Source organism: Psychrobacter sp. H29 (assembly GCF_059073055.1).
Window position 1 is genome coordinate 2,993,031 of record NZ_JCACRY010000001.1, and the last position, 24,373, is coordinate 3,017,403.

Annotated in this window: 15 protein-coding genes and 1 pseudogene; 11 read left to right on the forward strand and 5 right to left on the reverse strand. The window is 43.6% G+C overall.

Features of this window, described 5'->3' with window-relative positions; all coding sequences use genetic code 11:
- Positions 1–105: 105 nt before the first annotated feature.
- The 6 genes and pseudogenes from AC5JP1_RS12265 to AC5JP1_RS12290 all read left to right on the forward strand — a co-directional run.
- Positions 106–1,167 (forward strand): annotated as a pseudogene (locus AC5JP1_RS12265) (methyl-accepting chemotaxis protein); the annotation flags it as partial.
- Between the two features lie 116 nt (positions 1,168–1,283).
- The gene (locus tag AC5JP1_RS12270) at positions 1,284–2,222 is read left to right on the forward strand and encodes a CheR family methyltransferase (RefSeq protein ID WP_493844304.1); all 939 of its coding nucleotides are present in this window, start codon (positions 1,284–1,286) and stop codon (positions 2,220–2,222) included.
- Between the two features lie 30 nt (positions 2,223–2,252).
- The gene (locus tag AC5JP1_RS12275; protein WP_493844305.1) at positions 2,253–9,209 is read left to right on the forward strand and encodes an Hpt domain-containing protein; all 6,957 of its coding nucleotides are present in this window, start codon (positions 2,253–2,255) and stop codon (positions 9,207–9,209) included.
- Entirely contained in the window at positions 9,199–10,203 is a 1,005-nt protein-coding gene (locus tag AC5JP1_RS12280) for a chemotaxis protein CheB (protein WP_493844306.1), read from the forward strand. The genes AC5JP1_RS12275 and AC5JP1_RS12280 overlap by 11 nt, the downstream gene beginning before the upstream one ends.
- A 13-nt stretch (positions 10,204–10,216) precedes the next feature.
- Entirely contained in the window at positions 10,217–10,714 is a 498-nt protein-coding gene (locus AC5JP1_RS12285) for a hypothetical protein (RefSeq protein WP_493844307.1), read from the forward strand.
- A gap of 145 nt (positions 10,715–10,859) precedes the next feature.
- Positions 10,860–11,381 (forward strand): cytochrome b, encoded by a 522-nt coding sequence (locus AC5JP1_RS12290; RefSeq protein ID WP_493844308.1) that lies wholly within the window; start codon positions 10,860–10,862, stop codon positions 11,379–11,381.
- A 191-nt stretch (positions 11,382–11,572) separates the two neighbouring features.
- Here AC5JP1_RS12290 and minE read toward each other — a convergent pair whose 3' ends face one another.
- The 5 genes from minE to yihG form a co-directional block, all read right to left on the reverse strand.
- On the reverse strand, positions 11,573–11,863 hold the full coding sequence (gene minE, locus AC5JP1_RS12295) for a cell division topological specificity factor MinE (protein ID WP_319050905.1): 291 nt from the start codon (positions 11,861–11,863) through the stop codon (positions 11,573–11,575).
- Between the two features lie 2 nt (positions 11,864–11,865).
- On the reverse strand, positions 11,866–12,678 hold the full coding sequence (gene minD / locus AC5JP1_RS12300) for a septum site-determining protein MinD (RefSeq protein ID WP_319050904.1): 813 nt from the start codon (positions 12,676–12,678) through the stop codon (positions 11,866–11,868).
- A gap of 405 nt (positions 12,679–13,083) precedes the next feature.
- The gene (minC, locus tag AC5JP1_RS12305; protein ID WP_493844309.1) at positions 13,084–13,917 is read right to left on the reverse strand and encodes a septum site-determining protein MinC; all 834 of its coding nucleotides are present in this window, start codon (positions 13,915–13,917) and stop codon (positions 13,084–13,086) included.
- Positions 13,918–13,997: 80 nt separating this feature from the next.
- The gene (locus tag AC5JP1_RS12310; RefSeq protein WP_493844310.1) at positions 13,998–15,083 is read right to left on the reverse strand and encodes a hypothetical protein; all 1,086 of its coding nucleotides are present in this window, start codon (positions 15,081–15,083) and stop codon (positions 13,998–14,000) included.
- A 374-nt stretch (positions 15,084–15,457) separates the two neighbouring features.
- Positions 15,458–16,423 (reverse strand): 1-acylglycerol-3-phosphate O-acyltransferase, YihG family, encoded by a 966-nt coding sequence (gene yihG / locus AC5JP1_RS12315; protein WP_443525657.1) that lies wholly within the window; start codon positions 16,421–16,423, stop codon positions 15,458–15,460.
- A 541-nt stretch (positions 16,424–16,964) separates the two neighbouring features.
- On the opposite strand from yihG, the gene AC5JP1_RS12320 reads away from it, so the two are divergent.
- The 5 genes from AC5JP1_RS12320 (at position 16,965) to AC5JP1_RS12340 (ending at position 24,224) form a co-directional block, all read left to right on the forward strand.
- Positions 16,965–17,621, forward strand: a complete 657-nt coding sequence (locus AC5JP1_RS12320) for a YiaD family glycine zipper/OmpA-like lipoprotein (protein WP_319050898.1) — start codon at positions 16,965–16,967, stop codon at positions 17,619–17,621.
- Positions 17,622–18,021: 400 nt separating this feature from the next.
- Positions 18,022–19,479, forward strand: a complete 1,458-nt coding sequence (locus AC5JP1_RS12325; protein WP_493844311.1) for an imelysin family protein — start codon at positions 18,022–18,024, stop codon at positions 19,477–19,479.
- Positions 19,480–19,793: 314 nt separating this feature from the next.
- Entirely contained in the window at positions 19,794–21,419 is a 1,626-nt protein-coding gene (locus AC5JP1_RS12330) for a di-heme oxidoreductase family protein (protein ID WP_493844312.1), read from the forward strand.
- A gap of 93 nt (positions 21,420–21,512) precedes the next feature.
- Positions 21,513–22,664, forward strand: a complete 1,152-nt coding sequence (locus AC5JP1_RS12335) for an imelysin family protein (RefSeq protein WP_493844313.1) — start codon at positions 21,513–21,515, stop codon at positions 22,662–22,664.
- Positions 22,665–22,667: 3 nt separating this feature from the next.
- Positions 22,668–24,224 (forward strand): DUF1513 domain-containing protein, encoded by a 1,557-nt coding sequence (locus tag AC5JP1_RS12340; protein WP_493844314.1) that lies wholly within the window; start codon positions 22,668–22,670, stop codon positions 24,222–24,224.
- The last annotated feature ends 149 nt before the right edge of the window (positions 24,225–24,373 follow it).

Sequence of the window (24,373 nt, forward strand, 5' to 3'; positions counted from 1 at the left end):
CTTAAGCAGCGCGGTGGGTCAGAGCGTTTGCTTATTGAAAAAGAGACGTTACGTCGTCGTCAAGAAGCAGAAGCAGAGTCTGAACGCGCTCGTCAGATTCAAGAAGAAAACGAACGTAACCAGATTGCTATTCTACGTCTACTTGATGAATTGGGTGACTTGGCAGAGGGTGATTTGACTGTTAATGCTACGGTATCAGAAGATTTTACTGGCGCCATTGCTGATTCGGTAAACTTTGCAATTGACCAACTACGCCAATTGGTCTTGGTTATTAACAGTACCGCTGATCGTGTATCACAATCCTCAGATCAAACCCAGATGAATGCGGTTGAGTTGGCCGAAGCCTCTGAGCATCAAGCGCAAGAGATTGCAGGTGTATCAGCTGCGATTAACGAGATGACCGTATCAATTGACCAAGTTTCGAACAACGCTGCAGAGTCTGCAACCGTTGCTCAGCGTTCAGTTGCTATCTCGCATAATGGAGCTGCGGTTGTACAGCGTTCGATTGAAGGTATGAACGTTATTCGTGATCAGATTCAAGAAACATCAAAACGTATCAAACGTTTGGGTGAGTCTTCACAAGAGATTGGTGATATCGTTGGTCTAATCAACGATATTGCAGATCAGACCAACGTTTTGGCATTGAATGCTGCCATTCAGGCATCGATGGCAGGGGAAGCAGGACGAGGTTTCGCTGTTGTTGCTGATGAGGTTCAGCGTCTGGCTGAGCGTTCAGCAAACGCTACCAAACAGATCGAAACATTGGTAAAAACCATTCAGGCAGATACCAACGAAGCTGTTATGTCGATGGAATCAACAACTTCTGAAGTAGTACGCGGTGCACGTCTTGCAAAAGATGCAGGTGAGGCACTAGAAGAAGTACAGAGCGTTTCTAATACGTTGGCTGACTTGATTCAAAGTATCTCAAACGCTGCATTACAGCAGGCTGAGTCTGCTGGACACATCTCTCACACCATGAATATTATTCAGGACATCACCTCACAAACATCGTCTGGTACGATGGCAACCGCACGTTCTATTGGTGAGTTGAGTGAAATGGCTGCAGCCCTACAGGAATCGGTTACTGGTTTTAAAGTATCAGATGATGATGCATTGTTAGATGATGACATGATGAATTCTGAAGAAGTATTATCAGAAACTGTTTAATCATTTGTTGTTAGTATTAGAGCGTCGCTGCTTCATATAGCGCTCCCTCGATGAAACTATTAACTAAAATGCTGTACAGGCTATGATGGTGTACAGCAGCAATCATAGCAGGTGACGTGAACAATCGTACTCAACCAGACAGAGCTCCAGTCAATAACGCTGAATTTGCATTGAGCGATGCTCTGAGGCAATCAGGTCGTTTTGATGCGGGTCAATGGCAAAAGTACATAGAGCACGAGATTGGCTTTGTACTCCCAGACATGCAGCTGCAGTGGTTGATTAATGCAATTGAATGTACGGCAATATCAAATGGACTGACCCTCGAGCAGCTATGGATTCAGCTGCCAAAAAATAGTGAACTGCGTCAGCAATTTTTAGACAAAGTTTTGATTCACGAAAGTCGATTTTTTCGGCACAAGCCTTCCATAGATTTTGTCACAAAATATGCATTACAGCATCAAAGTGCAAATGAAGTAGATAGCCCATTTCGTATTTGGAGCGTTGGCTGTGCAAGTGGACAAGAAGCATGGTCTTTAGCCATGAGTCTGTCAGCAGAACAGTTGTCAAACTATTGTATATTGGGAACCGACGTGAGTGAACAGGCGATTATAGACGCACGTTTAGCACAATATGACAAACGGCAGCAGTCTTTAATACCTGAGCGGTGTCAGCAGTTCGTTCAGCCTATAACCACTAAGAGTATAAGTCGTAGGCCAAACGCAGGTGACATAGCTAATCAGTCAAACATGTCAAATAGTACCCAGTCCAGCTGGCAGATAGCATCAGTCTTAAAACCGTATGTTAATTTTGCTGTGCATAACATCATTGAACAACAATCTCCCACTTCGTATCTTCAAAATGTGATCATCTGTCAAAATATGCTGCTATATTTTCGTAAGTTTGATCAGCGTGATATTTTGGCACGGCTCTCAGAGCAGTGTGCGTTAGCGGGTTATATTATATTGGCTCCAGGTGAGGCGTTGTTTTGGCGTCCTTCAAATATGCGCCGTATTGCGCACCCACAGGTTAATGTGTGGCAAAAAATCAGTGCCTAAATTAGTGCCTAGACGAGTTAGGATAAACCTATGAAAAACCAGCCCAATGACATAGTGACGCTTGAGTGGTTGTTGCCACTGTTTGATCAGCAGTTATCACAGATATCTGATGGCTGGCAATTAGAGGCTGATATCGCTAGCTATGAGCAGATGATATCGTACTATCATCAGATAAGTGGTGCATTGATTATGGTTCGTCTTCCTCTATTAGCAGGTCTTGCTAATAAGCTGGGTTTGCTTGCGAGCTTAGGAGACGATGACAGCTTCTCTAGTAAAGACTGTCGGATAGGACAATTTTCTCATAAGCTGCTGCAGCGTGAGTTGAATTACTATACGCGTACAGGCAATTATCACGTTGCTGTAATAGACAAAGCTGCTTATGAGCTGACGCAGGTACTGTCTCAAAGAGGTATAGCAACAGAGCTCATTGTCGATGATACTGATGCTCAGCATGAATATTTAGGTAATGGTGATATTGACGACAGTATTATCAAAAGTATTGAAGTGACAGTACCCATTACTGAAGTTACAACCCGTTTAGTTGATCAGCAATATCAGCAACTGTTGTTAGTATGGCGACAGCAAGTACAGAAGTTATTGACTGCTAATGTGAATCAGCCATCAGTACTAAGCGTTCTAGAAAAAGTAGTTCAATATCTCTGGCAGACGACTCAAGATAGAGAGCTACAACGTCTTTGGTACTTGACTCAATTGTGGCTAAACGATCTTGCGCACAACGACACGCCATTACCTGAAAGTTATGCACAACTTCTCAGTCAGTTGGATCATGTTATAGAGTCTTATGGTCAATCAGTGACTTTATCCTCAAGCTTTGTCAAAAGCTTAATTACGACTGTCTACATTGAGCTCAGCTACTTAGTAACGAGTAGCGATCGCACTCAGTCTGTTCTTGATAATGTATCACAGAGCATACCGCCGATATCACGCTTCTTACCGCAATTGCTCAGTGAGCTTGAGACGCTCATTTTTGATTTGGACCAGCCAGTTACTCTAATAAACCCTATAAAATATATGAAGAACCAGCTTGAGAGTCGAGGTTGGACGCAGTATGTCACGCAAGTCGAATCAATCATTGCCGATTTAGAACAAGTTATCTTTTCAGAGACAGATGCTGCGCAAGAACAATTACAAATTGAGCGTAAGCTACAAGAGTTGTATAACGATATCTATGATATTGAACAGACCATATCGCTCAAAATCGGTGACACTGCTTCTTTTACTACAGTGCCTGAATCGCTTTACAGTACCGAGAAGCAGTTAGAGGGCGAACCTAAATCGGTCTCTACCGATAGTGAATTACGTGAGCTACGTATTGCCGTTGAAAATATCAAGCAAAAATTCAATGAGTACCTACAACGTCAAACGGTTCAGTTATTGCCAGAGATTGCTGAGTTTGACAGTATCGCTCAAGCTTTCGAGAAGATGGGGTTGTCAGACGTTAGACAGACTATTAATGATATAGGTCGTATATTTGCGCAATTACGCACCGGCGATGTCACAGTACTTAGCTGGGACTTGACTCAAGCATTGGCTGAGGGTTTGACTTCTATTGAGCTCTTGCTAGATTACCTAGCGCAGCAAGTCTTTGATCAAAAGCTGCTGACACAAGCTAATGAGTATACGATGAGAGCCACTCAGCTTTTGAATGCTCACATAGAAGCGCCAGACACAGTCAGTGAGACGTGGCCAATGCAAGCATCAGTAGCAATGGATGTTGTTCGTTATGATGATAGTGGTGAGATTGCGCCTGCTGATGAAAATGATGAGCCAGTGTTAGCACAGGCTATAGTGGATACCAGTGCAAATGCCACTGCTGATACAGAGAGTAGTGATGCATTGCTACATGCTCGTGAGCAGGTCAAGCCTGATAACTTTGATATCGATGCAGATATTCGTGATATTTTTATTGAAGAAGTCACAGAGGTAATTGCCGATCTAGAAGACTTCCTTCCTATCTGGCAGCAAGACTCACAAGACTTAACACCATTAACTGAAGTGCGTCGCGGGTTCCATACTCTAAAAGGGTCTGGTCGTATGGTTGGCGCCTTTAGTATTAGTGAGATGGCATGGTCAATCGAAAATCTACTCAATCGTCTGTTAGATAAGACCTTGCCTGTAACAGATGAGGTCGTCAATTTAGTCATTGATACTGCAAAACGTCTACCAGCTTTAGTAACCGATTTTGAAGATCAACAACCGCCAAGTTACGATCCTGCGATTACGATTCTACAAAGTAGTAATTTGATGACGCAGCAGCCTATCAATGCAGGTCTTACTGTGTTTGAGGCAGAAGTTAAAACAGAAGCTACTGAGATAGAGAGTGCCAAGATAGAAAGCACTGAAACAGAAGCTGAATCTGATATAAACAACTCTGCTATGATGGATGATGTAGAGCTGGATACGTTACTCTCGATAGGCGGTAATGACGAACTATCGAGCTCTGAAAATAATAATATGCTGACATCATTATCTGATTTAGAGATTCCGCCCATACTTATCCCATTCATGCAAGAGACGACGCAGCTACCAGCTGATGCAAATGATGCAGATCCTGACATCAAAGAAATATTCTTAGAAGAAGCCAATGAAGTATTAGAGGAAATTGTCCCACTATACGAACAATGGCAGCTATCGTTATCTGATTTAGATGGCTTAAAAGATATCCGTCGCGGCTTCCATACCCTAAAAGGGTCTGGTCGCATGGTAGGGGCGAACTATACTGCTGAGCTGGCGTGGGCAATAGAAAATATGCTCAATCGAGTACTGGATCATAGTATTGTCGCCTCAGGTGAGATGCGTCAGCTGATTTCAGATGTGTTGAGTACGTATCCTGTGATGCTAACCGCCTTTGAAGATAATAGCCAAAGTTATCCAGCCGTAACACCGTTGTGGATTGCTTGTGCTAACGCCTATAGTAAGCAGCATGGCGATGAATTCAGCTATTCTAATTTGTATGAGCAAATGACGACGGTAACTACGAGTCCTGAACAAGCAGATGAGAGTCTGAAAACTGAAGCAACTCAAGAGCCGATAATGGTATCGGACTCAGATGAAACCACTGTTCACTATAATGTTGATGATAATGATGGCGCGATGGATACCACGCTACAGACGATCAATTCTGTCAACGAAAAAATGGCAGAAGCCGCTGTCGTTCTAACGCCTCAAAGTGAAGAGGAAAGAGCATTTTGTAAGATATTTATTGATGAAGCAGAAGAGCTACTTCATCATATCGATCAGTTTGTCAGCGACAATCAAGATCAGCACCGCATTGAGATAACAGACGATATCGTACGTGCATTCCATACCCTACGCGGTGCTTCTGGCTCAAGTGCTTTAGCGGCCATCAGTGAAGTGGGTGCAACGATAGAGCATAGTCTAGAGCTGTTACAACAGCAAGATATTCCTATGAATACTCAGCATCTAGAAGCGTTGGCCCAATCTTCTACATTGATAGATGGGTACTTAAATAGTTACAAACAGAACCTAGAACAGCATAGCGTGGCCGTAGAAGACTCGCAAAGTCAGCAAGACATAGCATCATTGCAAGCCATGCTTGGTGAGCAATACATTATCAGTGATACGGCAGTGATTTCTGATGATAAACCAACGATAGAAGAGTTGCTGGATAGCAATATTGACACGCTATTGGATGCTGAGTGGGAATTAGATGATGCTTTAAATCATACAGAAGTCGCGCATACTCAAGACTACATAGCTCAGCAAATTTTACAGATAGACGCTCTCTCTAATAAGGCGCAGGCATTTCCGAAGTTTGTGACGGTTCTAAATGAGCTGGGTAATGTGTATAGCTATCTAAATGACAATATCGATAGAGCATGTGACAAAGATATTCAGGCGACGCTGCATGCTGGTCATGCTCAGCTAGTAGGGCTATTTGATGCCTTGGCTGGTAGTACTTCATTGAAGATCGACCAGCAGGTCATCGACGAGCTACAGAGTATCTATCAAAGTGATAATAGTCTCGAAGATGCAGATAGTAGCTTTACAGTCCGTACTACTGCAGCGCCTGAGCTACAGTTTGAGACAATTGATACCGACATTGAGCTATTAGAGATATTCTTAGAAGAGGCGCAGGAGCTTGATAATGCGCTAGATGAAAGCTTTAATAAGTGGCGTGACGATATCACCAATATCAACGCACTCAAAGTCTTGCAGCGTCACTTGCACACCATCAAAGGTGGGGCACGTATGGCGGGTATCCGTAGTATTGGCGATCTTACCCACGAAGCAGAAAGTGTGTATGAGTCTTTTGTAGAAAACAGACGAGCGCCGACTGCACAGTGGCTTGAGATTATGCAAATGGTGCAAGACACGATGTCATTGCAGGTCATGCATATCGTCAGTCACAAAAAATCTTTCTTTACCTCAGAGCTCATTGAGCAATTAAGAGCATTTGAAAAAGCACCAAGCTTACCAGAAACAGTGGAGCTAATCATACCAGTTCCAAATAATCATTTTGAGCCAGCTGCTGCCGCTCCAGTGGTTGATGTTGATACTGGTACCGAAGTGTTAGAGACCGTAAGTCTAGAGACGATGATTAAGCAGTCATGGGCTAATGGGCTACCTGATCCAGATATACTAGCAGTATTCTTGGAAGAAGCTGAAGAGCTAACCAATCGAAATAAGTATCTGCATTTGTTCTTAAAAGATACAGGCAATACTATAGCGTTACAAGCACTCCAGCGTGATTTGCATACCATCAAGGGCGGTGCGCGAATGGTGACAGCCTCTGGTATCGCAGATTTAGCTCACGAGATGGAATCAGTGTATACAGACTTTGTCAGTAATCGCCGTCCAGCGACCAAAAAAGTCCTAGAGCTCTTAGTAGCCAGTCATGACTGGCTCGCTGATGCCGTATTTATTCTTCAACAACAGGTCAATCCACCAACGCCTACATTGCTGATTGGGGCATTAGAGCAGTTCGGTAAAAACCCTGATAGTCTCAAACAAATACCTAAAGAGTCACTACAGTCTCAGCGCGAAGCAATTTTGATTGCTAAAGAAAACCAAGACTCTCAGTATCTTGCCAAAGATATCGGCGAAATGCCTTCTATGCTTAGAAGTACTAACGACGAAGATGAAAACGCCAATAACAATGAGATGATTCGTATCTCAGGCGGGCTGATCGAGCACATGATTAACTTATCTGGTGAGTCAGCGATTAACCGTGCGCGTATTGATATGGGCATCAGTAGCTTAACCAATAGTATCGAAGAGATGGGTACCACAGTACAGCGACTGGCAGATCAGTTACGCCGTATGGAGATCGAGCTTGAAGCTCAAATTTTGTCGCAGATAGATGAGGAGTTGATTAACAATGAAGACTTTGATCCTCTAGAAATGGATCAGTACTCATCATTGAACCAGCTGTCTAAATCTTTGACAGAGTCGGCTTCGGATTTGGTGGACATTAACCATACACTATTAGAAAAGACCCGTGATAGTGAAGGTCTGTTGCTACAGCTTTCACGAACACAGACCGAATTACAAGATGGATTGATGAATTCGCGTATGGTTCCATTTACGCGTTTGACACCTCGTCTTGAGCGTATCGTCCGTCAGACAGCCAATGAGTTGAACAAATCCGTCGATCTAACGATCATCAATGCTGATGACGAGATGGACAGAACCATTCTAGAGCGTATTACCTCGCCACTTGAGCACATGCTACGAAATGCGGTCGATCACGGTATTGAAACGACGTCGACGCGATTGAAAGCAGGCAAGGAGCGTAGTGGACGTATTACTCTCGAGGTACACCGAGAAGGTGGCGAGATCGTTATTCAGCTATTAGATGATGGTCGCGGCATCGATGTAGAGGCAGTCCGCAATAAAGCAATCTCTCAAGGTCTTATCGATGCAGACGATGACAGTCTCTCTGATCTAGATATCATGCAATACATCTTTAATGCAGGCTTAAGTACTAGTAAGCAAGTGACACAGATCTCTGGTCGCGGTGTTGGCATGGATGTTGTAATCAGTGAAATTCGCCAACTGGGCGGTTCGGTTTCAGTGGTATCGGATCTTGGTAAAGGTTCTAGCTTTACAATGCGCTTACCATTGACGGTGGCAGTATCTGATGCATTGGTGGTACGTGCAGCAGATCGTTACTATGCCATACCATTGGTACAGATCGAGCGTGTGGTACGTGTCAACCCAGAAAAGCTCTATGATTACTATCAATCAAATGATGCGACGCTAAACTTTGAAGATACTGATTACCGAGTACGTTATTTAAATGAGATTCTATCAGGCAATAAGCTAAATGAGCTGGTGGTGAATACCAATACCAGCCTACCGCTGATCATCATCAAAAACCGTACAGGACAAAATATTGCTCTACAGGTTGATCAGATTGCAGGGTCACGTATAGAAGTGGTTGTGAAACCTTTAGGACAGCAATTATCGAATATACCAGGTATCTCGGCCGCTACAATTATGGGCGATGGCTCAGTGATGCTTATCTTAGATTTGATTGCTTTAATGCGTAATGCACAATTGGGCAAAAACACCTTAAAGTCCGCGAATGCTAAGCGAGGACGCATAGAGTCTAAATCGACTGTTCTAGTAGTCGATGACTCTGTTACCGTACGCAAAGTGACCTCACGCTTCTTAGAGCGTCAAGGCTTCAATGTGGCAGTCGCAAAAGATGGTATTGATGCGCTTGAGATACTACAAGACACGACGCCAGATATGATCTTGCTAGATATTGAAATGCCGCGCATGGATGGTTTTGAGGTTGCAACCCAAGTCAGACACAATGGTCGATTGCAGCATATTCCAATTATAATGATCACATCACGTACGGGTGAAAAGCATCGTGAGCGTGCATTAGAAATTGGTGTGAATGACTATATGGGTAAGCCATTCCAAGAAAAAGAGCTGCTTGAAAAAATACAGAAATTGCTAGGTAAAGAGGCACGCCTGACTAATGAAGGATAATGCACGTGTTTTAGCACTGCGAGAGAAAAACAAAAGTGATATCAAAGTGCTGGTGGTGGCAGAAGATCATCGCCAGCGTGTGGCTTTTTCAGATACCGTGCGTAGTTGCGGTTTCACACTCATAGGATGTGTGTCACGAATGCAGTGGCAAGAAAAAAGCGAGCTGTCTAATATACCTGTTGATATTTGGCTGATAGATAGTGACTACGATGATAGTGTCGCAACAGCAACGTTAGTATCTAAACCAGCAGCTGTGCTGGTGGGCTTTAGTCAAGCGCCTTATCTCAATGAGGCACAGCAATATGCCAAATGGCAACGAAAACTAAAACGTAAGTTTGCACAACTACTGGCATTACCGGCACTATTAGATAAGCCAGTCCGTAAAAGTGACGTCACCGAAATAGACTGGCAGTACGTCGTGTTTCTGGGAGCCTCTATGGGTGGACCTAGCGCGGTAAAAGAGTTTTTGGATAATGTACCAGCCACGCTACCAGTTTGTATCTTATTGGCGCATCACTTTAATCAGACGATGATTGGTACATTACCCCGCATACTCAATCGCCATAATGATTGGGGCTGTGAGGTAATTGCTTCCTCACAACGTTTGAGAGCAGGGCAGTGCCTTATAGCCCCTATTGATAAGCAGATTGTCTGCGACTCGACAGGTCGGGTGATACTACTAGAGCAGGGGTGGAGCGGTGAATATAAACCTGCCATTGGTCAGCTTATCAAAAATGCTAGCGATGCTTATGGTAATGAGCTGATAAATATTGTCTTTTCGGGTATGGGTGACGATGGTTCTCAGTATCTCGACCTGATTCAAGATAATAATAGCCAGCTATGGGCACAAGATCCTGCTTTAAGTGCGTGTCCAAGCCAACCCCAAGCCATTATTGACTCAGGATACTGTAGCTTTATTGGCAGCCCCAAAGAGTTGGCACAAAAACTGACTGATTATATTGGTGAAAGGCAGCAAGCCATTCACGCTAACTGATTGTGAGCGACGTATGAAACAAATTTTAAAACATTCGTTCGAAGCGGTAAGTCTACTGACCACGAATAATGGTATGCTTGAAGTCACTATCGTGCCAGCATCTAACCAGCCTGACTGGATTATTCCAAGCGCTCTAATTTTGAGCGTAGAGGATTATCAAGAACGCACCACTATGTATGACTGGCAACAGCAGGCGCTGCCTGTGTTTCATTTGTTGTCGAAAGATGAGGTACCGGAGCGAATTATTGTGTTAGAAGGCAATACAGCTGAACATCGATTTGCACTACAAACAGCAGGTGAGCTGCAGCATTTACAAGCTCGTATCTCTGATGTTAAAGATGTTGATATTCCTAAGCAGATGTTGAATAGCAGTACTGACGTCTTGGAGGGGCAGTCTGATGAAGACATCGTGCTCTCTTATTTATATCAAACGGTCATGATTGGTGATAAGACGTACCTAGTACCAGATTTAGATAAAATCGCGCATAACTTGGCTAATCCAGACAGTTAAATGCTCTTTTAGCGTTAAGGTGTTTATCATTTTAGCGCTACAGCTTGGCATATCGGTTGTTTTTTGTCTTGTGAGGGGTAGCGATCCTATTTATAATGTTGAGTAGTGATAACTTATAATAAAGATAAAGACAATAGAGCCGCTCATGAATAATTCTAACGTATCAAAATGGTCTCTTAGTAGTCGTATATTTCATTGGAGCAGTGCGATTTTGCTGTTGGTCACGTGGATTATGATGCTGCTATACGAGAATCTCGATGGCAGTTTATACATCGGGCTTCACAAATCGTTCGGGATAAGTTTATTATTTTGGATGATTGCACGAGTCATCAATCGTATGTTTGTTAAAGCACCACCATCAGTGCCAATGCCAAAGTGGCAGTCTCTGATCTCCAAGCTTTCTCACTTTGCCCTCTATGCTATTCTGATCGCCATGCCGCTTGCCGGTCTACTCATGTCTGTGTACGGTGGTCGTCCAGTTGATATCTTTGGGCTATTTCAGATACCTGTTTTTGTGACTCCTGATAGAAGCTTGGCGCGTTTTTATAATGATATACATACTGATATCATCTGGCCTATGATTATTGGTTTTACGGCACTTCATATTGGTGCAGCCCTATATCATCAATTTATCAAAAAAGACAATCTAATAGCGCGTATGAAATAAGCCATTATCGTTACTCATTTTTCTAATATGCACATAGATATGTAAAAATATATTGATAAACTTATACAAAGACGCTCATATAAAGCAATCTATATAAAGAAAATACAGCCAAAAAAAAGCCCTAAGTATATGACTTAGGGCTTTTCTATATCAGACATAAATTGAGACGTTAATGGTCTGAATACATAAACTTACTTTTTGTGTTCAGGTAAATTAATATTCATCTCTAATACATCTAGGCTGTCTTCTGAACGATGGTTAATGTTCACATCATCAATCTGTACACCGTTGACGTACTTATTAACCACTTCTAGTATTTCACGTTTCATTTTTTCGATACGATCAACTGTCAGTCGGTTATTCAGACGGTTTTCGCTAGCTACGATAACCTTGAGGCGCTCAGTTGCTAAATTAGCACTACCAGCATTACTGCTGTCGTCAGTACCAAATAAGCTACTCCAAAATCCTTTTTTCTTAGTCATCATTAACCCCCAAACCAGCGCTGCAGTAAACTTTTCTTTTTCACATCGATATGACGTAACGGACGCTCTTCACCCAAAAATCGAGCGACGATATCATCATAACACTGACCAGCCACAGAGTCGCTATAATGAATGACAGGCTCGCCATGGTTAGACGCTTCGAGCACTGAATGGCTCTCAGGCACAACGCCGAGCAGTGGTACTTTTAAGATATCATTCGAGATGGTATCGATGTCCATCATCTCGTTTGCAGCGGCGCGCTCTGCATTGTAACGAGTGATCACCAGATGCTCACGTACAGAGCCTTGGTTCTCTTCAACTTTTTTGGTTTGGCTCTGCAAGATACCAATGATGCGATCTGAGTCACGTACTGAAGAGATTTCAGGGTTAGTGACGATAATGGCTTCATCAGCGTGATACATAGCCAGCTGCGCACCGCGCTCGATACCAGCAGGTGAGTCGCAGATGATATAGTCAAACTGTTTAGACAGCTCAGCCATAACCTCTGATACGCCTTCGTCTGTTAGCGCGTCTTTATCACGCGTTTGGCTAGCAGGAAGGATATACAAGTTCTCAAGCTGCTTGTCTTTGACAAGTGCTTGTGACAAGCGTGCGCTACCAGTAATGACATCGACAAAATCATAAACAATTCGGTTTTCACAACCCATGATCAAGTCTAGATTACGTAGACCTACATCAAAATCGATCACTACCGTCTTATAGCCACGCAATGCTAAACCAGCGGCAAAAGAGGCACTTGTCGTGGTTTTTCCCACACCGCCTTTACCTGAAGTGATTACAACTATCTTCGCCACAATGGCACACTCCTATGAATCAATGGGATATCTGTTATATAAATAGCACAATTGCATGGTATTTATCTACTATATATGTACTATCTGCGAAGCTAGCCTAGCATAAATAAACAAACATTTATAGCAAGTCTGTACTAAAGCAGGAAAACAACTGAGATATAAGCTATAAAGGGTTTCTGCTTAAAAAATACACCGCTAATAGTGTTAATTTCTATTCGCTTCATAAATCTATAATGGCACTAAAAATAATAGCAAAAATAGCAGCTGATAATAGACCAACTATAATAATTGATTCTATGTACCTCGCGCGTCTTATACTATAGCTTAATCAAGCACACCTACCTTACTCAGTTTACTTTTCTAAACCATCACTTAATCGTGTATTGTTTTTAACAGTATTAAATTCTAAGCCTCATCCATTACAGTAAATACCAAGCCTTCACCTTCTATAAACTTTACTTGTACAGGCTTGTCAATCACGTGCTCAGGTAGGTTGTCCCGCAAGCAATAAGTGCCTGCTACAGAAACCAGCGAAGGATTAAAAACCTGACAAAAAATACGCGCGTCTTTGTCACCTGTTGCGCCTGCCACCAAGCGACCTTGAGCGCGGCCATATACGTGCAAGCTGTTATCAGTAATCGCTTCAGCACCGCTATTGACACTGTTTGTCAAAATCAAGTCACCACCGACGTGGTTTAAGCTCTGCCCTGAGCGTAGCATCTGGTCATAGATCAAACTGGTAATATGTTGAGCGCTAGTAAGGGTATCAGCTGGCATCTCAGATACAGTCGTTTTGGTCTCTCGTTCATTGGTCGCTGTAACGTCTTTTACATTATCGTCGCTAGCTGAGTCTTTGTTGCTGTCTTCTGCTGGCTTATTGGGCGTCGCAGGTGCTTTCTTACTAGGTATGATACGCTCAATGCGTTTGCCATCTGCTGGAAATATAGCCAAGCGCTGTTCGCGAGCTTGGTCATCGAGTACACCTGTGACCACACCGATAGGCTGTAGTCCCCATGCCCATAGCAACTCTACCAATGCAGATAAGTCTTGCTCAACGTCACTATCAATAAGGATGGGGATATTACTCGACTTGTTGCTTAGCGTGTCAGCCAGCTGGGCTTCGATAGCACTTAGGTCATCTGTACTGAACTGTAAACGTGAAAAAGTCAGCATTTTGCCATACAAGGCTAAGGCAGGGGCTGTGTTTGTTGTTTGGTTATTATTATCTGAAACTGTCATATATAAACCCTTAAGAATAATTCTATCGCTGTATCCACAGCGTCATTTTTATAATTGCGTCATGCGAGTCGATAGATATACTACAGATTTAGCATATCTTGATGCTTCCATTGCTGTACTTTTACTTGCGCTTCAAATTCAGTCAAACTGTCATCAATGATACTCGAAATCAGAGTATCGAGCGCAGTATTATTGGTATCTATTTGCGCAATACCGCTAGCAATAGCAACCATCAATGAGTCGAGGCGCTCAGGGTCAAGCAAACGCTGATTTAACGCGTAAACGACATTGGTGCCGACGTTGTGCCCGATAGTCTGTAATTGCGATTCAATTAAGCTGCCAGCGATAGGGATCATACGCAAATAGCGTCGTAGCTCAGGGGTATTGGCCAACCCTTCTTCAATAGCATTGCCCATCTCATCGGCTAATATACTACCACCACCTGATGAAGCGGTGAGCTCTTGTAATTTTGGGGCAAGCTCCGAGCGTAGCATTGACAGCACGGCAGCTTCGATTTCAGCACGGTTGCGCGTGATGGCCGATTCGATAAATGATTTATGTGCTTTGGGATCGGTCAGTTGCTGTCTAAAGTTTTGGATGGTTGTTAAGATGACACGATCAGATAGCTCCTCTAGCAGTAAATCGATATAGAACTTAATACGATTGATCCAGAGCTGTGGTAGCACTTGATAGCCAAGCTGATAGAGTCGGCGCCCGATAATGACTGCTCGGAACAACCGTAATGCACGTAATTGCGGAAAACAACCTAATACTTCATACCAGTGGACAAAAGGAAAAAAGAACCAGCGGTAGTAGACTTTGTTTTTGATGGCGATAGCCCAGCGTAATAACAGCTCGGCAATCAAAAAGATAGTAAAAAACCCACCAGCAGTACGCAGCGGCTCATGCAAAGTGGTTTGATACCAGTTCAGTCCATCACTCACAGACAGCCACTGTGCAGCGTTGTTACTAAAATCGCTCATCAATACCGCATCAATACTGATTAGTAATAGATCAATACTGATTACGATGAGCATCACGATGTCGTAGGTAAGCTTCAAGCGGCTTGGCTTTGGACGATTTGGCCTTGGTGGCTCGCTATGTGTTAGGTGAGGCGAAACCGGTGCTGCAAGAGGCGGGCTAGTAGGAGAGGCGGGCACAGTCATACCTTATAAGTGATAAATGACACAAAGAGTGAGCAAATTTTCGATAATGACTAAAAACAATTATCGAAAATTTATCAGTTCACGAATAGTCACATTATCAATGAATAAGACCAAAAAACAACCCATCTATGATTAAAATTTACGTATCCTAGTTAAAGATGTTTTATACAATTATAGGAAACAAATATGTCTCATCAATAAAAAACGTACGTCGTCACATTGGAATGGTCTGCAACCACTGTGGATAGCGTATTACTAGATGGCTGATTTTAATTATCTATATCACTCTAAGTTACAGTATTTTTATAGAGGTAATACCCTTATAGGAACCAATACCCCCATAGAAAATGCCTATCACGTTGCCAAGTGATGGTTTATTTAGCGTTTTGAGGCTCAGGATTGGTTTCAAAATCAGCCAACATGTCGGTGATACGCTGATCTTTTTGGCGCCAGATTTTTTCAACCCAATCAAACATCTGCGCTTTTATATCATCATCATTTTCGTAACCACCTTTTTTGATACCATCGAACAAAGTATCCGGTATATCGATATATCTTAGATCTACCCCCAAACGCTTGATGTTACCTTTCCATAGATCACCATAGCTTGGGACACCGTCTGGATAGACAATGGTCACATCCAATATGCCGTCAATGTCTTCTCCTAACGCACTGATTGCCAATGACAAGCCACCTGCACGTGGTTTTAGCAAATGAGTATATGGAGAGTGCTGCTTTGCGTGTTTGGCTTTGGTAAAGCGTGTTCCTTCCAAGTAGTTGAGCAAAGTAAAAGGCTTGTCCTTTAATAGCGCACAGGCACGTTTTGCCTCTTCAATATCTTTACCTTTTAGTGCAGGGTTTTTGGCGATGGCTTCTTTGGAGTGCCGACGCATCATAGGGAAGTCTAAAAAGTAGAAAGCCTGTCCAACGATAGGAATATAAATCAGCTCAAACTTGGTAAAGAAACGCGTGAGTGGCAGGCGCTTTTCGCCTATATACTGCACGATGCTGGTGTCGACCCATGATTGATGATTGCTAACCAAGAGGTATTTGCCCTCAGTATGGATATCATCAGGTAGGCTAATGCGCCAGTCTTTACGAGGTAACATGTCATCAATCAGAGCGCTATTGCTGCTGATCCAGTAGGTAGCAATCTTGATAACGGCTTTGTCCGCGATGGGAGCACCAGTAATGACCTTGCCAACACCCATTAACCATAAGGGAATACTACCACCAAAGCTATTAGCAGCGATGACGCCCGTAGCCGTGGCTAATGACACAGCCTTACCCAGCTTAGGAGTACGTTTATGCATTTTTCGAATGGTAGATGTCAGGCGCATGCTTGATCCTCTTGTTCAATCTAATTAATAAATGAATCTTACATTGTGGGTGTCAATGTATTTGGGTTCTACCGAATCTATTTTCATGATTGACGACTGATAGCAGTCAACTAAATAGTAGTCAGACAAAAGCTAACGTTATGTAAACGGTCATTCAATGTCTATGATTCTATGCCTACAATTCGATGATTATTGTTAGAGGCATACAGTCAGTCGACACCTGATGTACGAGCCGTTTAGTCATGATAAATTCGCCTAGATAATTTTAGCAGAAACAATTGGTAGTGTACGACTGTAAACGTGACTAGCGATAGCAAGTCGTTGCTATATAGCAAATGATTACTATAAGGCAGCAAAAGCTCCTACAGCTGGTTGCAAGACAACCTGCACTTCTCATACATAGGTGTGACAAAATATTACACACAGTTAGATTGGAATTGCCATAATAATGACGAAAGTAAATAAGTACTTATAGAAGATTAATGGACAATCTTTATAAAAAGCACGATTTATAACATTTTTGAATTTAAGAGGAAATACTATGCGTAATACATTAATGATTGCAGCAGTAGCGTCAGGTCTAGCATTGAGCGGTTGTACTACTGATCCAAACACTGGACAGCAACGTTTGAACAAAGCCGCTTTAGGTGGTTTGGTTGGTGCAGCAGGCGGCGCAACTATCTCAAAAGCAACTGGTGGCGACAAAACTGGTCGTGATGCAGCAATTGGCGCAGCACTAGGTGCAGGCGTTGGTTATTACATGGAGCGTCAAGCTCGTCAGCTTGAACAGCAAATGGCTGGCACAGGCGTAACGGTTGAGCAAAATCCAACAACTGGTAACATTGATCTTGTAATGCCAGGTAGCATCACTTTCTCGTTTGATGATGCAACACTTAGCTCTTCATTCAAGCCAACACTAGACAAGCTTGCTTCAACGATGAACCAGTACAATCAAAACACGATTACCATCGCTGGTCATACTGATAGCAAAGGTACAGCCTCTTATAATATGGGTCTGTCACGTGACCGTGCTTACTCAGTTGCTAACTACTTGACCGCTCGCGGTGTTGCGTCTAACCGTATCAATGTCGTTGCTTATGGCGAGTCACGCCCAGTTGCAGATAACAATACTGATTATGGTCGTCAGCAAAACCGCCGTGTTGAACTAACGGTTAATGCACCGCAAAGCGTAAACTAATCAGTAATCTGATTTAGGTATCGTATACACATTCTCAAATGTGTTTCCAAAAAGAGTCAGCAATATGCTGGCTCTTTTTTTGTGTTTTATTTGATAGGAAAAAGTTAAAAATGGAAATCCACGAGGGTCATGACAACACAGCGATATATGGCAAAAATCTTATGGCATCATAAATATCTACCACAAATTAATTATTATTAATATAAAATTAAGTATTGATAATGATTATCAATAACACTATAATTTATCAATATTTTATCGCCATAAGATCATATGCATCATTGTATGTGATAAATGATAAAAGTGTACGACCATAACAGCTTGCTATATATGGCCTGCTTATCGAGGCAACAACGCCCCCTAACCAAACAAACTTTTTGCTATATTTTTGAGGATATGTATGACGATTACCACAGTAACAAACCGTAAGATTCTACCAACTACGTTAGCTGTTGCCCTTGCAGGATTGTTAATGGTGTCGGGCTGTACCAAAAAAACCGATGAAGATACGGCTACTGCTGAAGTACAGACAGAGGTTGTTAGTGCAGAAGCGGGCGATAGTACTGAGATGTCAGCTGCCGAAAAAGCACATATTGACAGACTGGCTATCAGCTATGCCAATATGGCTCACGCCGCTTACAAAGACTCGTTGGATACCGCCAAAGAACTACAAACAGCGGTAGATACATACGTTGCGACGCCAACACAAGCCAATCTTGATGCGGCAAAAGCTGCCTACAAAGCAGCGCGCCAGCCGTATTCACAAACCGAGATTTTCCGTTTTGATGAAGGGTTTGTGACCGCAAATGACAAGCGCGCGATCAACAGCATAGATAGCTGGGAAGGTCAGATCAATGCTTGGCCACTAGATGAAGCGCTCATTGACTATGTCAATGATGATTATGAAGGTGAGTACAACAGCCAAGAAAACATCATCAACAGTGATAGCGTGACAGTCGGTAGTATTAATCAAGACACCAGTACTATTACGCCTCAGCTACTTGCAGAAATGAACGAGATCGGTGGTAGCGAAGCCAACGTAACGACTGGTTATCATGCGATTGAGTTTATGCTATGGGGTCAAGATACCAACGGGGTAAAAGAAGGCGCGGGCAATCGCCCAGTGACAGATTACATCACGGAAGCTGGTGAATGTACTAGTGGTGATACGGTCAATGAAGATGCTAGTATTTGTGAGCGCCGTGGTGAGTTCTTAAAAGCTGCGACCCAGCTATTGGTTGATGACCTGACAGCGATGGAAGCTCAGTGGCAACCTGAAACCGATAATACTTTACGTAGCGATTTGCTAGCGCGTAAATACGATAATAGTCTACGTCAGATTATGTACCAAATGGGCAGCTTAGCGTTAGGCGAGTTGGCTTCTGAGCGTATGCAGGTCGCTTTTGTCACAGGATCTACTGAAGATGAGCACGAATGCTTTAGTGATTTGACGCATTTGAGCTATGCCAATAATGCACGCGGTATCCAAAATGTCTTTAATGGTAGCTATCAGACTGTCACTGGAAAGACTGTCGGCGGCTACGGCATCAAAGAGTATCTCGTTGATAATGGGCATGTAGAAGAAGCCGAAAAACTGGCCGCTGAATTCAGTAAAGTTGAAGGTGCGTTCAATGTTATCGCTAACAAAGGCGAGAAAGAAGGGATTAAGATTGACCAAATGATTGCCACTGTTGGTCAAGCCAGTCAAGAAGGTATCTCTGCTGAAGAGCAAAATATTCGTCGCGGTTGGGTTGAGGCTGGTATCAACAGCTTGCAAGAATTGACGGCTGGTATCGAAAATGCGGCAAAAGCAGTCGGTATCGATAACTTAGATGCGGATGCAGGATCGCAGTTTTAATTTTATTTTTAGCGATTAAGGTCTTTTTATTCTATTGATGGTATCCATATCATAGTGGTAAGTGAGTAAACCTACTGCTATAAAAATGCAGATTGGATTTTATACGTACGTTGTCGATCACAGTCGGCAACGTATTTTTGTAAGAACTAAGTTTGTAGTCACTAAGTTTGTAATCACTAAGCCTGTAAATATCAAGTTTGTAAGTACTAAAATAGACCAGATACATCGGTCTTCTGAATCCGTATATGGATACCTATCATATTATAGGTATCGATTACAGTGGTTCTACTCTAAAACCAAGGCACACAATTTTTATGAAAGCCATTGATATCCCATCTTTTCGTTTGTCTTCTATATTCATGCGCAGTTTGCCGCTCATCATAATGAGTACGGTTGCACTAAGTGCTTGTCAACCAACCGATAGTACGCCAAGTGATACTTCGGACAGTCAAAGCGCGACCGCTACTAGTGAGAGTTCCCAACCAATAACCTCTGAACGTGCTCAAAATATTGAGGCACTTGCTGGCATGCCCATGCAACAGCTTGTCAGCTTTGATCCACAAGAGATTAAACAGGGCGGTGACACCGGGATCAGCATCACGAGTGCTGAGAGCTATTCAAAGCCGTCATCAAACTTGGCGGCTTCACGTAAAGGCATGTTTTTTATTGGTAATGCGTTCTTTCGTCAGCCTTGGGTTGTAGCTCCTGCTAGTACAGATAGCCGTGATGGACTGGGTGCGCTGTTTAACGTTGCGGCTTGTCAGTCTTGCCACATCAAAGATGGACGTGGTCATGCACCGATGGATGCCGATGATAATGCGGACAGCTTGCTGGTACGTCTGTCTATGCCAGCGACGACCGATGAGCAGCGTAAGCAGTTGCAGGACTCGCTCATTGAAAAAGTCGTTCACCCGATGTATGGTGGGCAACTGCAAGATCGAGGTATTCAGGGCGTCCCTGCTGAAGCGAGAATAGCAGTACAGTGGACTGATAAACCAGTCACTTTTGCTGACGGACATGTTGAGACGCTGCGCGCACCCACATTTAATTTGACCACCCCTGGATACGGTGCTCTTGATGAGGCGATGATGGTATCGCCGCGAGTGGCACCGCCGATGATTGGACTCGGATTGCTAGAACAAATATCTGACGATGATATTAAAAAACAAGCCAAGAACAATAGTGATATCAGTGGTAAGTTCAATTGGGTTATGGATCCACAAACCGGTAAGCGTGCGCTTGGACGTTTTGGGTGGAAAGCAGGTCAAACGAGGCTGCTGACTCAGAACCAAAGTGCGTTTAATGAAGACATGGGTTTGACGTCAAATATTCGTCCACATGAGTCTTGCATGCCCACGCAGACTGCCTGCCTAAATGCGACTACTGGCGCTGATGAGCAAGGGAATGGCAAGCCTCCTGTCGAAGTGAACGATGACGTGGCAAAATTCGTAGAGTTTTATACCCGTAATTTGGCAGTGCCACATCGCCGTGACGCGGATAATGAGTTGGTGCTGGCTGGCAAAAAGCATTTCTATGACATGGGGTGTCAAAGCTGTCATACCCCAAGATATCAGTTGCCAAAAACCGACGATGATCGTCTTGAGCAGCACGGTCAAGTGATTTACCCTTACACAGATTTGCTACTACATGATATGGGTGATGAGCTTGCTGATCGTACAGTTGCCGGTAAGCTACCATCAAAAGATGCTCAAGTTGAATTTTTAGCCAACTCTTATGAGTGGCGCACACCGCCCTTATGGGGTGTCGGGCTTGCTCAAACGGTTGATCCGCAAGCGACGTTCTTGCATGATGGTCGCGCGCGCACGCTGATGGAAGCCGTACTATGGCATGGCGGAGAAGCCAAAAAGCAGCAACAACAGGTATTGAAACTAGACAAGCAAGGTCGTACAGAGCTCAATGCATTCTTAAAGTCACTATAGCGTGATTTTACTGCGTACTATCGTGCGCCACCTGTTTTGAATAATCATGCAACAACGATATAAATTACTACCTATAAAATTACCGAGAACCCTATGAAAATGAACCACGCTTTGGCAATGGCACTATCTGCATTAAGTGCTGGACTGCTAATCAGCTGTGTTAAACCTGCCGACGAAAACAAAGCGGCAGAAGCGGACAGCCAAGAAGTTGTGCAAGAGAATAGCGCTACTAATAACTCAGCAGAAAGCAGTACTGAAGCCGCTGAGCAGATCGTTGCTGTAGATATCAGTCCTGAGACCCAAAAGACATACTTGACGCATGTGGCAGAGGATATCGTGATTCCAGCGTATGCCGATGCAGCAAAACAAAGCGATCTGCTAAATGAATTGGCGCAGAAATATTGTCAACAATCACCAGTGAGCGGCGATGAGTTGCAAGCATTGCGCGAGCAGTGGCTGGTACTAGCACAAGCATGGTCAAGTGCTGAAATGGTCAACTTTGGTCCCGCTACTGCCAGTATGAGTAACTTATATATCAATTACTATCCCGACGAGCGCGGTCTGGTGCATAGCGGTGTCGCCGACCTAATCGCTGCTAATCCAAAGCTAACGCCAGAGCAGCTCGCCGGTGAGAGTGCGATTGTGCAGGGTGTACCAGGATTAGAAGAAGCGCTTTTTGCCAATGAGAGTTTGGATGCTGGTCAATGTGCTTATGTGATCAGTGCCAGTAGTGCTCTGAGCACACGTCTAAAAGCCATCGAGGACAATTGGCAGCAGAACGCGACTAACTTATTGGCAATAGATAAGACAGGGGAGAGCGACCAAGGTTTAAACCAATGGTTTAACTCTTTACTGTCGTTAATCGAAACGATGAAGTCCAATGCGATCGATCAGCCACTGGGTCTGACGGGCAAAGCAAAAGGTCACCTGCCAGCTGCTACCGCGGGTCAAAGCCGCGCTATTATCAATGCAAAACTAGATGCGATTAATAAAGCCATGACTGACCCCGTATTGACAGCGATTCTTGGTAGTAATGATGAAAATACAGTTGCTGATAACCTATCGACTGCGCTTGCCGAAGCGACGACACTACTAGCACAGATGCCAGAAGATATATCAGCGGCAGATAAAGATGACCAGCAGGCGCTCTATGATCATCTGACCACCATCACTCGCCTAATCAAACGCGAGTTAATCCCAGCACTTGGTATCCGTGTGGGATTCAATAGCACTGATGGCGATTAGACAATGTCTACTATTAATAGGAACACAATAGCGTCAATGCCCAAAGCGCGCGATCAAGCATATAAGTCAGGAGCAAGATCAGCAAGCCATGAGCTGCTGACGACGTCGGTGCTGTCTATAATTGGCACGACAGCACTTGTTGGGCTACACCATCGTTACCGCAAACAGCAGAACCCCAATGCTAGCCTGCAAGATTATATGACAGGTCTCCGCACGCAGTTACGGGTATCGCAATCGGCTGATGAGACAACACCAATGCTCACGCGCTTGCGCTATGCTTGTCAGCAAGGGGCGGCGACATGGCGGCAGGCTTATCATCATACTATAGATAATGCTGATCAGTATGATACTCCCAGTTTTGCTGATATGCATACGACGACGTTGCTAGCACGACCAGTTAGCTGGGTCAGCGGTGTTGCATCCATGCCAAAAAACCACATATCACTGAACCAAAACGAGCATGATTTTGGTGTGGTGGGTATCGATGCTGATAGACAAATGGTGTGGCAGACCACTATGCCTGAACGTGTTCATGATATCGTCGTTCAACCTGTATCCGTCAATGTACCTGAAGAGCAAGCTCAGCATAGCAATGACCACCAAGGTCAGCATGTTATCGTAATGGGTCGTCGCCCCAGCGAAAAATTCTGGGTGCTGAGTACAGCAAGTGGACAGGTCCAGCATGCGATCAAAGCTGACGTAAACCGCCATTTTTATGGTCATGCTTGCTATAGTTTAGATGGTAATTTGCTCTATGTGACTGAAAATGACACTGTCAGCTTGGCAGGTAAAATCGGTATCTATGATGCTAATAATGCTTATAAAAAAATAGCAGAGTTTGACTCGCATGGTATCGGCCCACATGAGCTGATTATGCATCCAGATGGTGATACATTAGTGATCGCAAATGGTGGTATCAAGACCGAGCAAGCCTCGCGTGAAGAGTTAAATCTAGATAGCATGCGACCCTCGCTAACTTATCTAAACCGTCATGACGGGTCATTAATTGAGCAAGTGACTCCTGAACATAACCAGATGAGCGTGCGTCATTTAGCGATGCACAAGGATGGCTCAGTGATGATCGGTATTCAGTTCCAAGGTGAAAAGCATATCAATGTACCATTGGTATTGACCCACAAGCGCGGTGATAGCCATTTCACACCATTGACCATGCCAAACAATCAATGGCAACGTTTTCATCAATATATTGCGAGCGTAGCTGTCGATAGCGACCGTAATTTACTTTGTGTGACCACACCAATTGGTGGCTGTGCAGCGATTTATGACTTGCATACTCGAGCATTAATTGATGATGTAAGCTTACCAGACTGTGCAGGGGCGTCAGTGCTAGCTGACTCCAATATATCAACTCACAGAGCCAGTGATCCTATGGCTTCAGGATTTATCGTTAGTGACGGTCAAGGACAATTAACGGCATTGAGAATCACTCCTATGCCAGAAACAAAGTCAAAAGCAAAAATTGCTGAGCACTGTGAGCGTATTATAAAGGACAGTAAACTGCATATGATGTCCTTTGACAACCATTTGCAAGCGTTGTAGATTTTGTAAATGTTATAAGCGCACCAGTAGTCAGGAGCAATGATTCACACGGTTATGTTTATAGCTTTTACATCCATAACTTTTGCGTCCGTGACGTCAGCGATGCAGCTTATAGCTGCTATGACCATATAAAAAGGAGACAGCGCATC

Excerpts from the sequence above, each read along its gene's own strand:
- yihG (WP_443525657.1), bottom strand. The coding sequence starts at position 16,423 with ATGCGCCTGACATCTACCATTCGAAAAATGCATAAACGTACTCCTAAG.
- minC (WP_493844309.1), bottom strand. The coding sequence starts at position 13,917 with ATGACAGTTTCAGATAATAATAACCAAACAACAAACACAGCCCCTGCC.
- AC5JP1_RS12275 (WP_493844305.1), top strand. The coding sequence starts at position 2,253 with ATGAAAAACCAGCCCAATGACATAGTGACGCTTGAGTGGTTGTTGCCA.
- AC5JP1_RS12285 (WP_493844307.1), top strand. The coding sequence starts at position 10,217 with ATGAAACAAATTTTAAAACATTCGTTCGAAGCGGTAAGTCTACTGACC.
- AC5JP1_RS12325 (WP_493844311.1), top strand. The coding sequence starts at position 18,022 with ATGACGATTACCACAGTAACAAACCGTAAGATTCTACCAACTACGTTA.
- minE (WP_319050905.1), bottom strand. The coding sequence starts at position 11,863 with ATGACTAAGAAAAAAGGATTTTGGAGTAGCTTATTTGGTACTGACGAC.
- AC5JP1_RS12335 (WP_493844313.1), top strand. The coding sequence starts at position 21,513 with ATGAAAATGAACCACGCTTTGGCAATGGCACTATCTGCATTAAGTGCT.
- AC5JP1_RS12310 (WP_493844310.1), bottom strand. The coding sequence starts at position 15,083 with ATGACTGTGCCCGCCTCTCCTACTAGCCCGCCTCTTGCAGCACCGGTT.
- AC5JP1_RS12290 (WP_493844308.1), top strand. The coding sequence starts at position 10,860 with ATGAATAATTCTAACGTATCAAAATGGTCTCTTAGTAGTCGTATATTT.
- AC5JP1_RS12320 (WP_319050898.1), top strand. The coding sequence starts at position 16,965 with ATGCGTAATACATTAATGATTGCAGCAGTAGCGTCAGGTCTAGCATTG.
- AC5JP1_RS12330 (WP_493844312.1), top strand. The coding sequence starts at position 19,794 with ATGAAAGCCATTGATATCCCATCTTTTCGTTTGTCTTCTATATTCATG.
- AC5JP1_RS12340 (WP_493844314.1), top strand. The coding sequence starts at position 22,668 with ATGTCTACTATTAATAGGAACACAATAGCGTCAATGCCCAAAGCGCGC.
- AC5JP1_RS12280 (WP_493844306.1), top strand. The coding sequence starts at position 9,199 with ATGAAGGATAATGCACGTGTTTTAGCACTGCGAGAGAAAAACAAAAGT.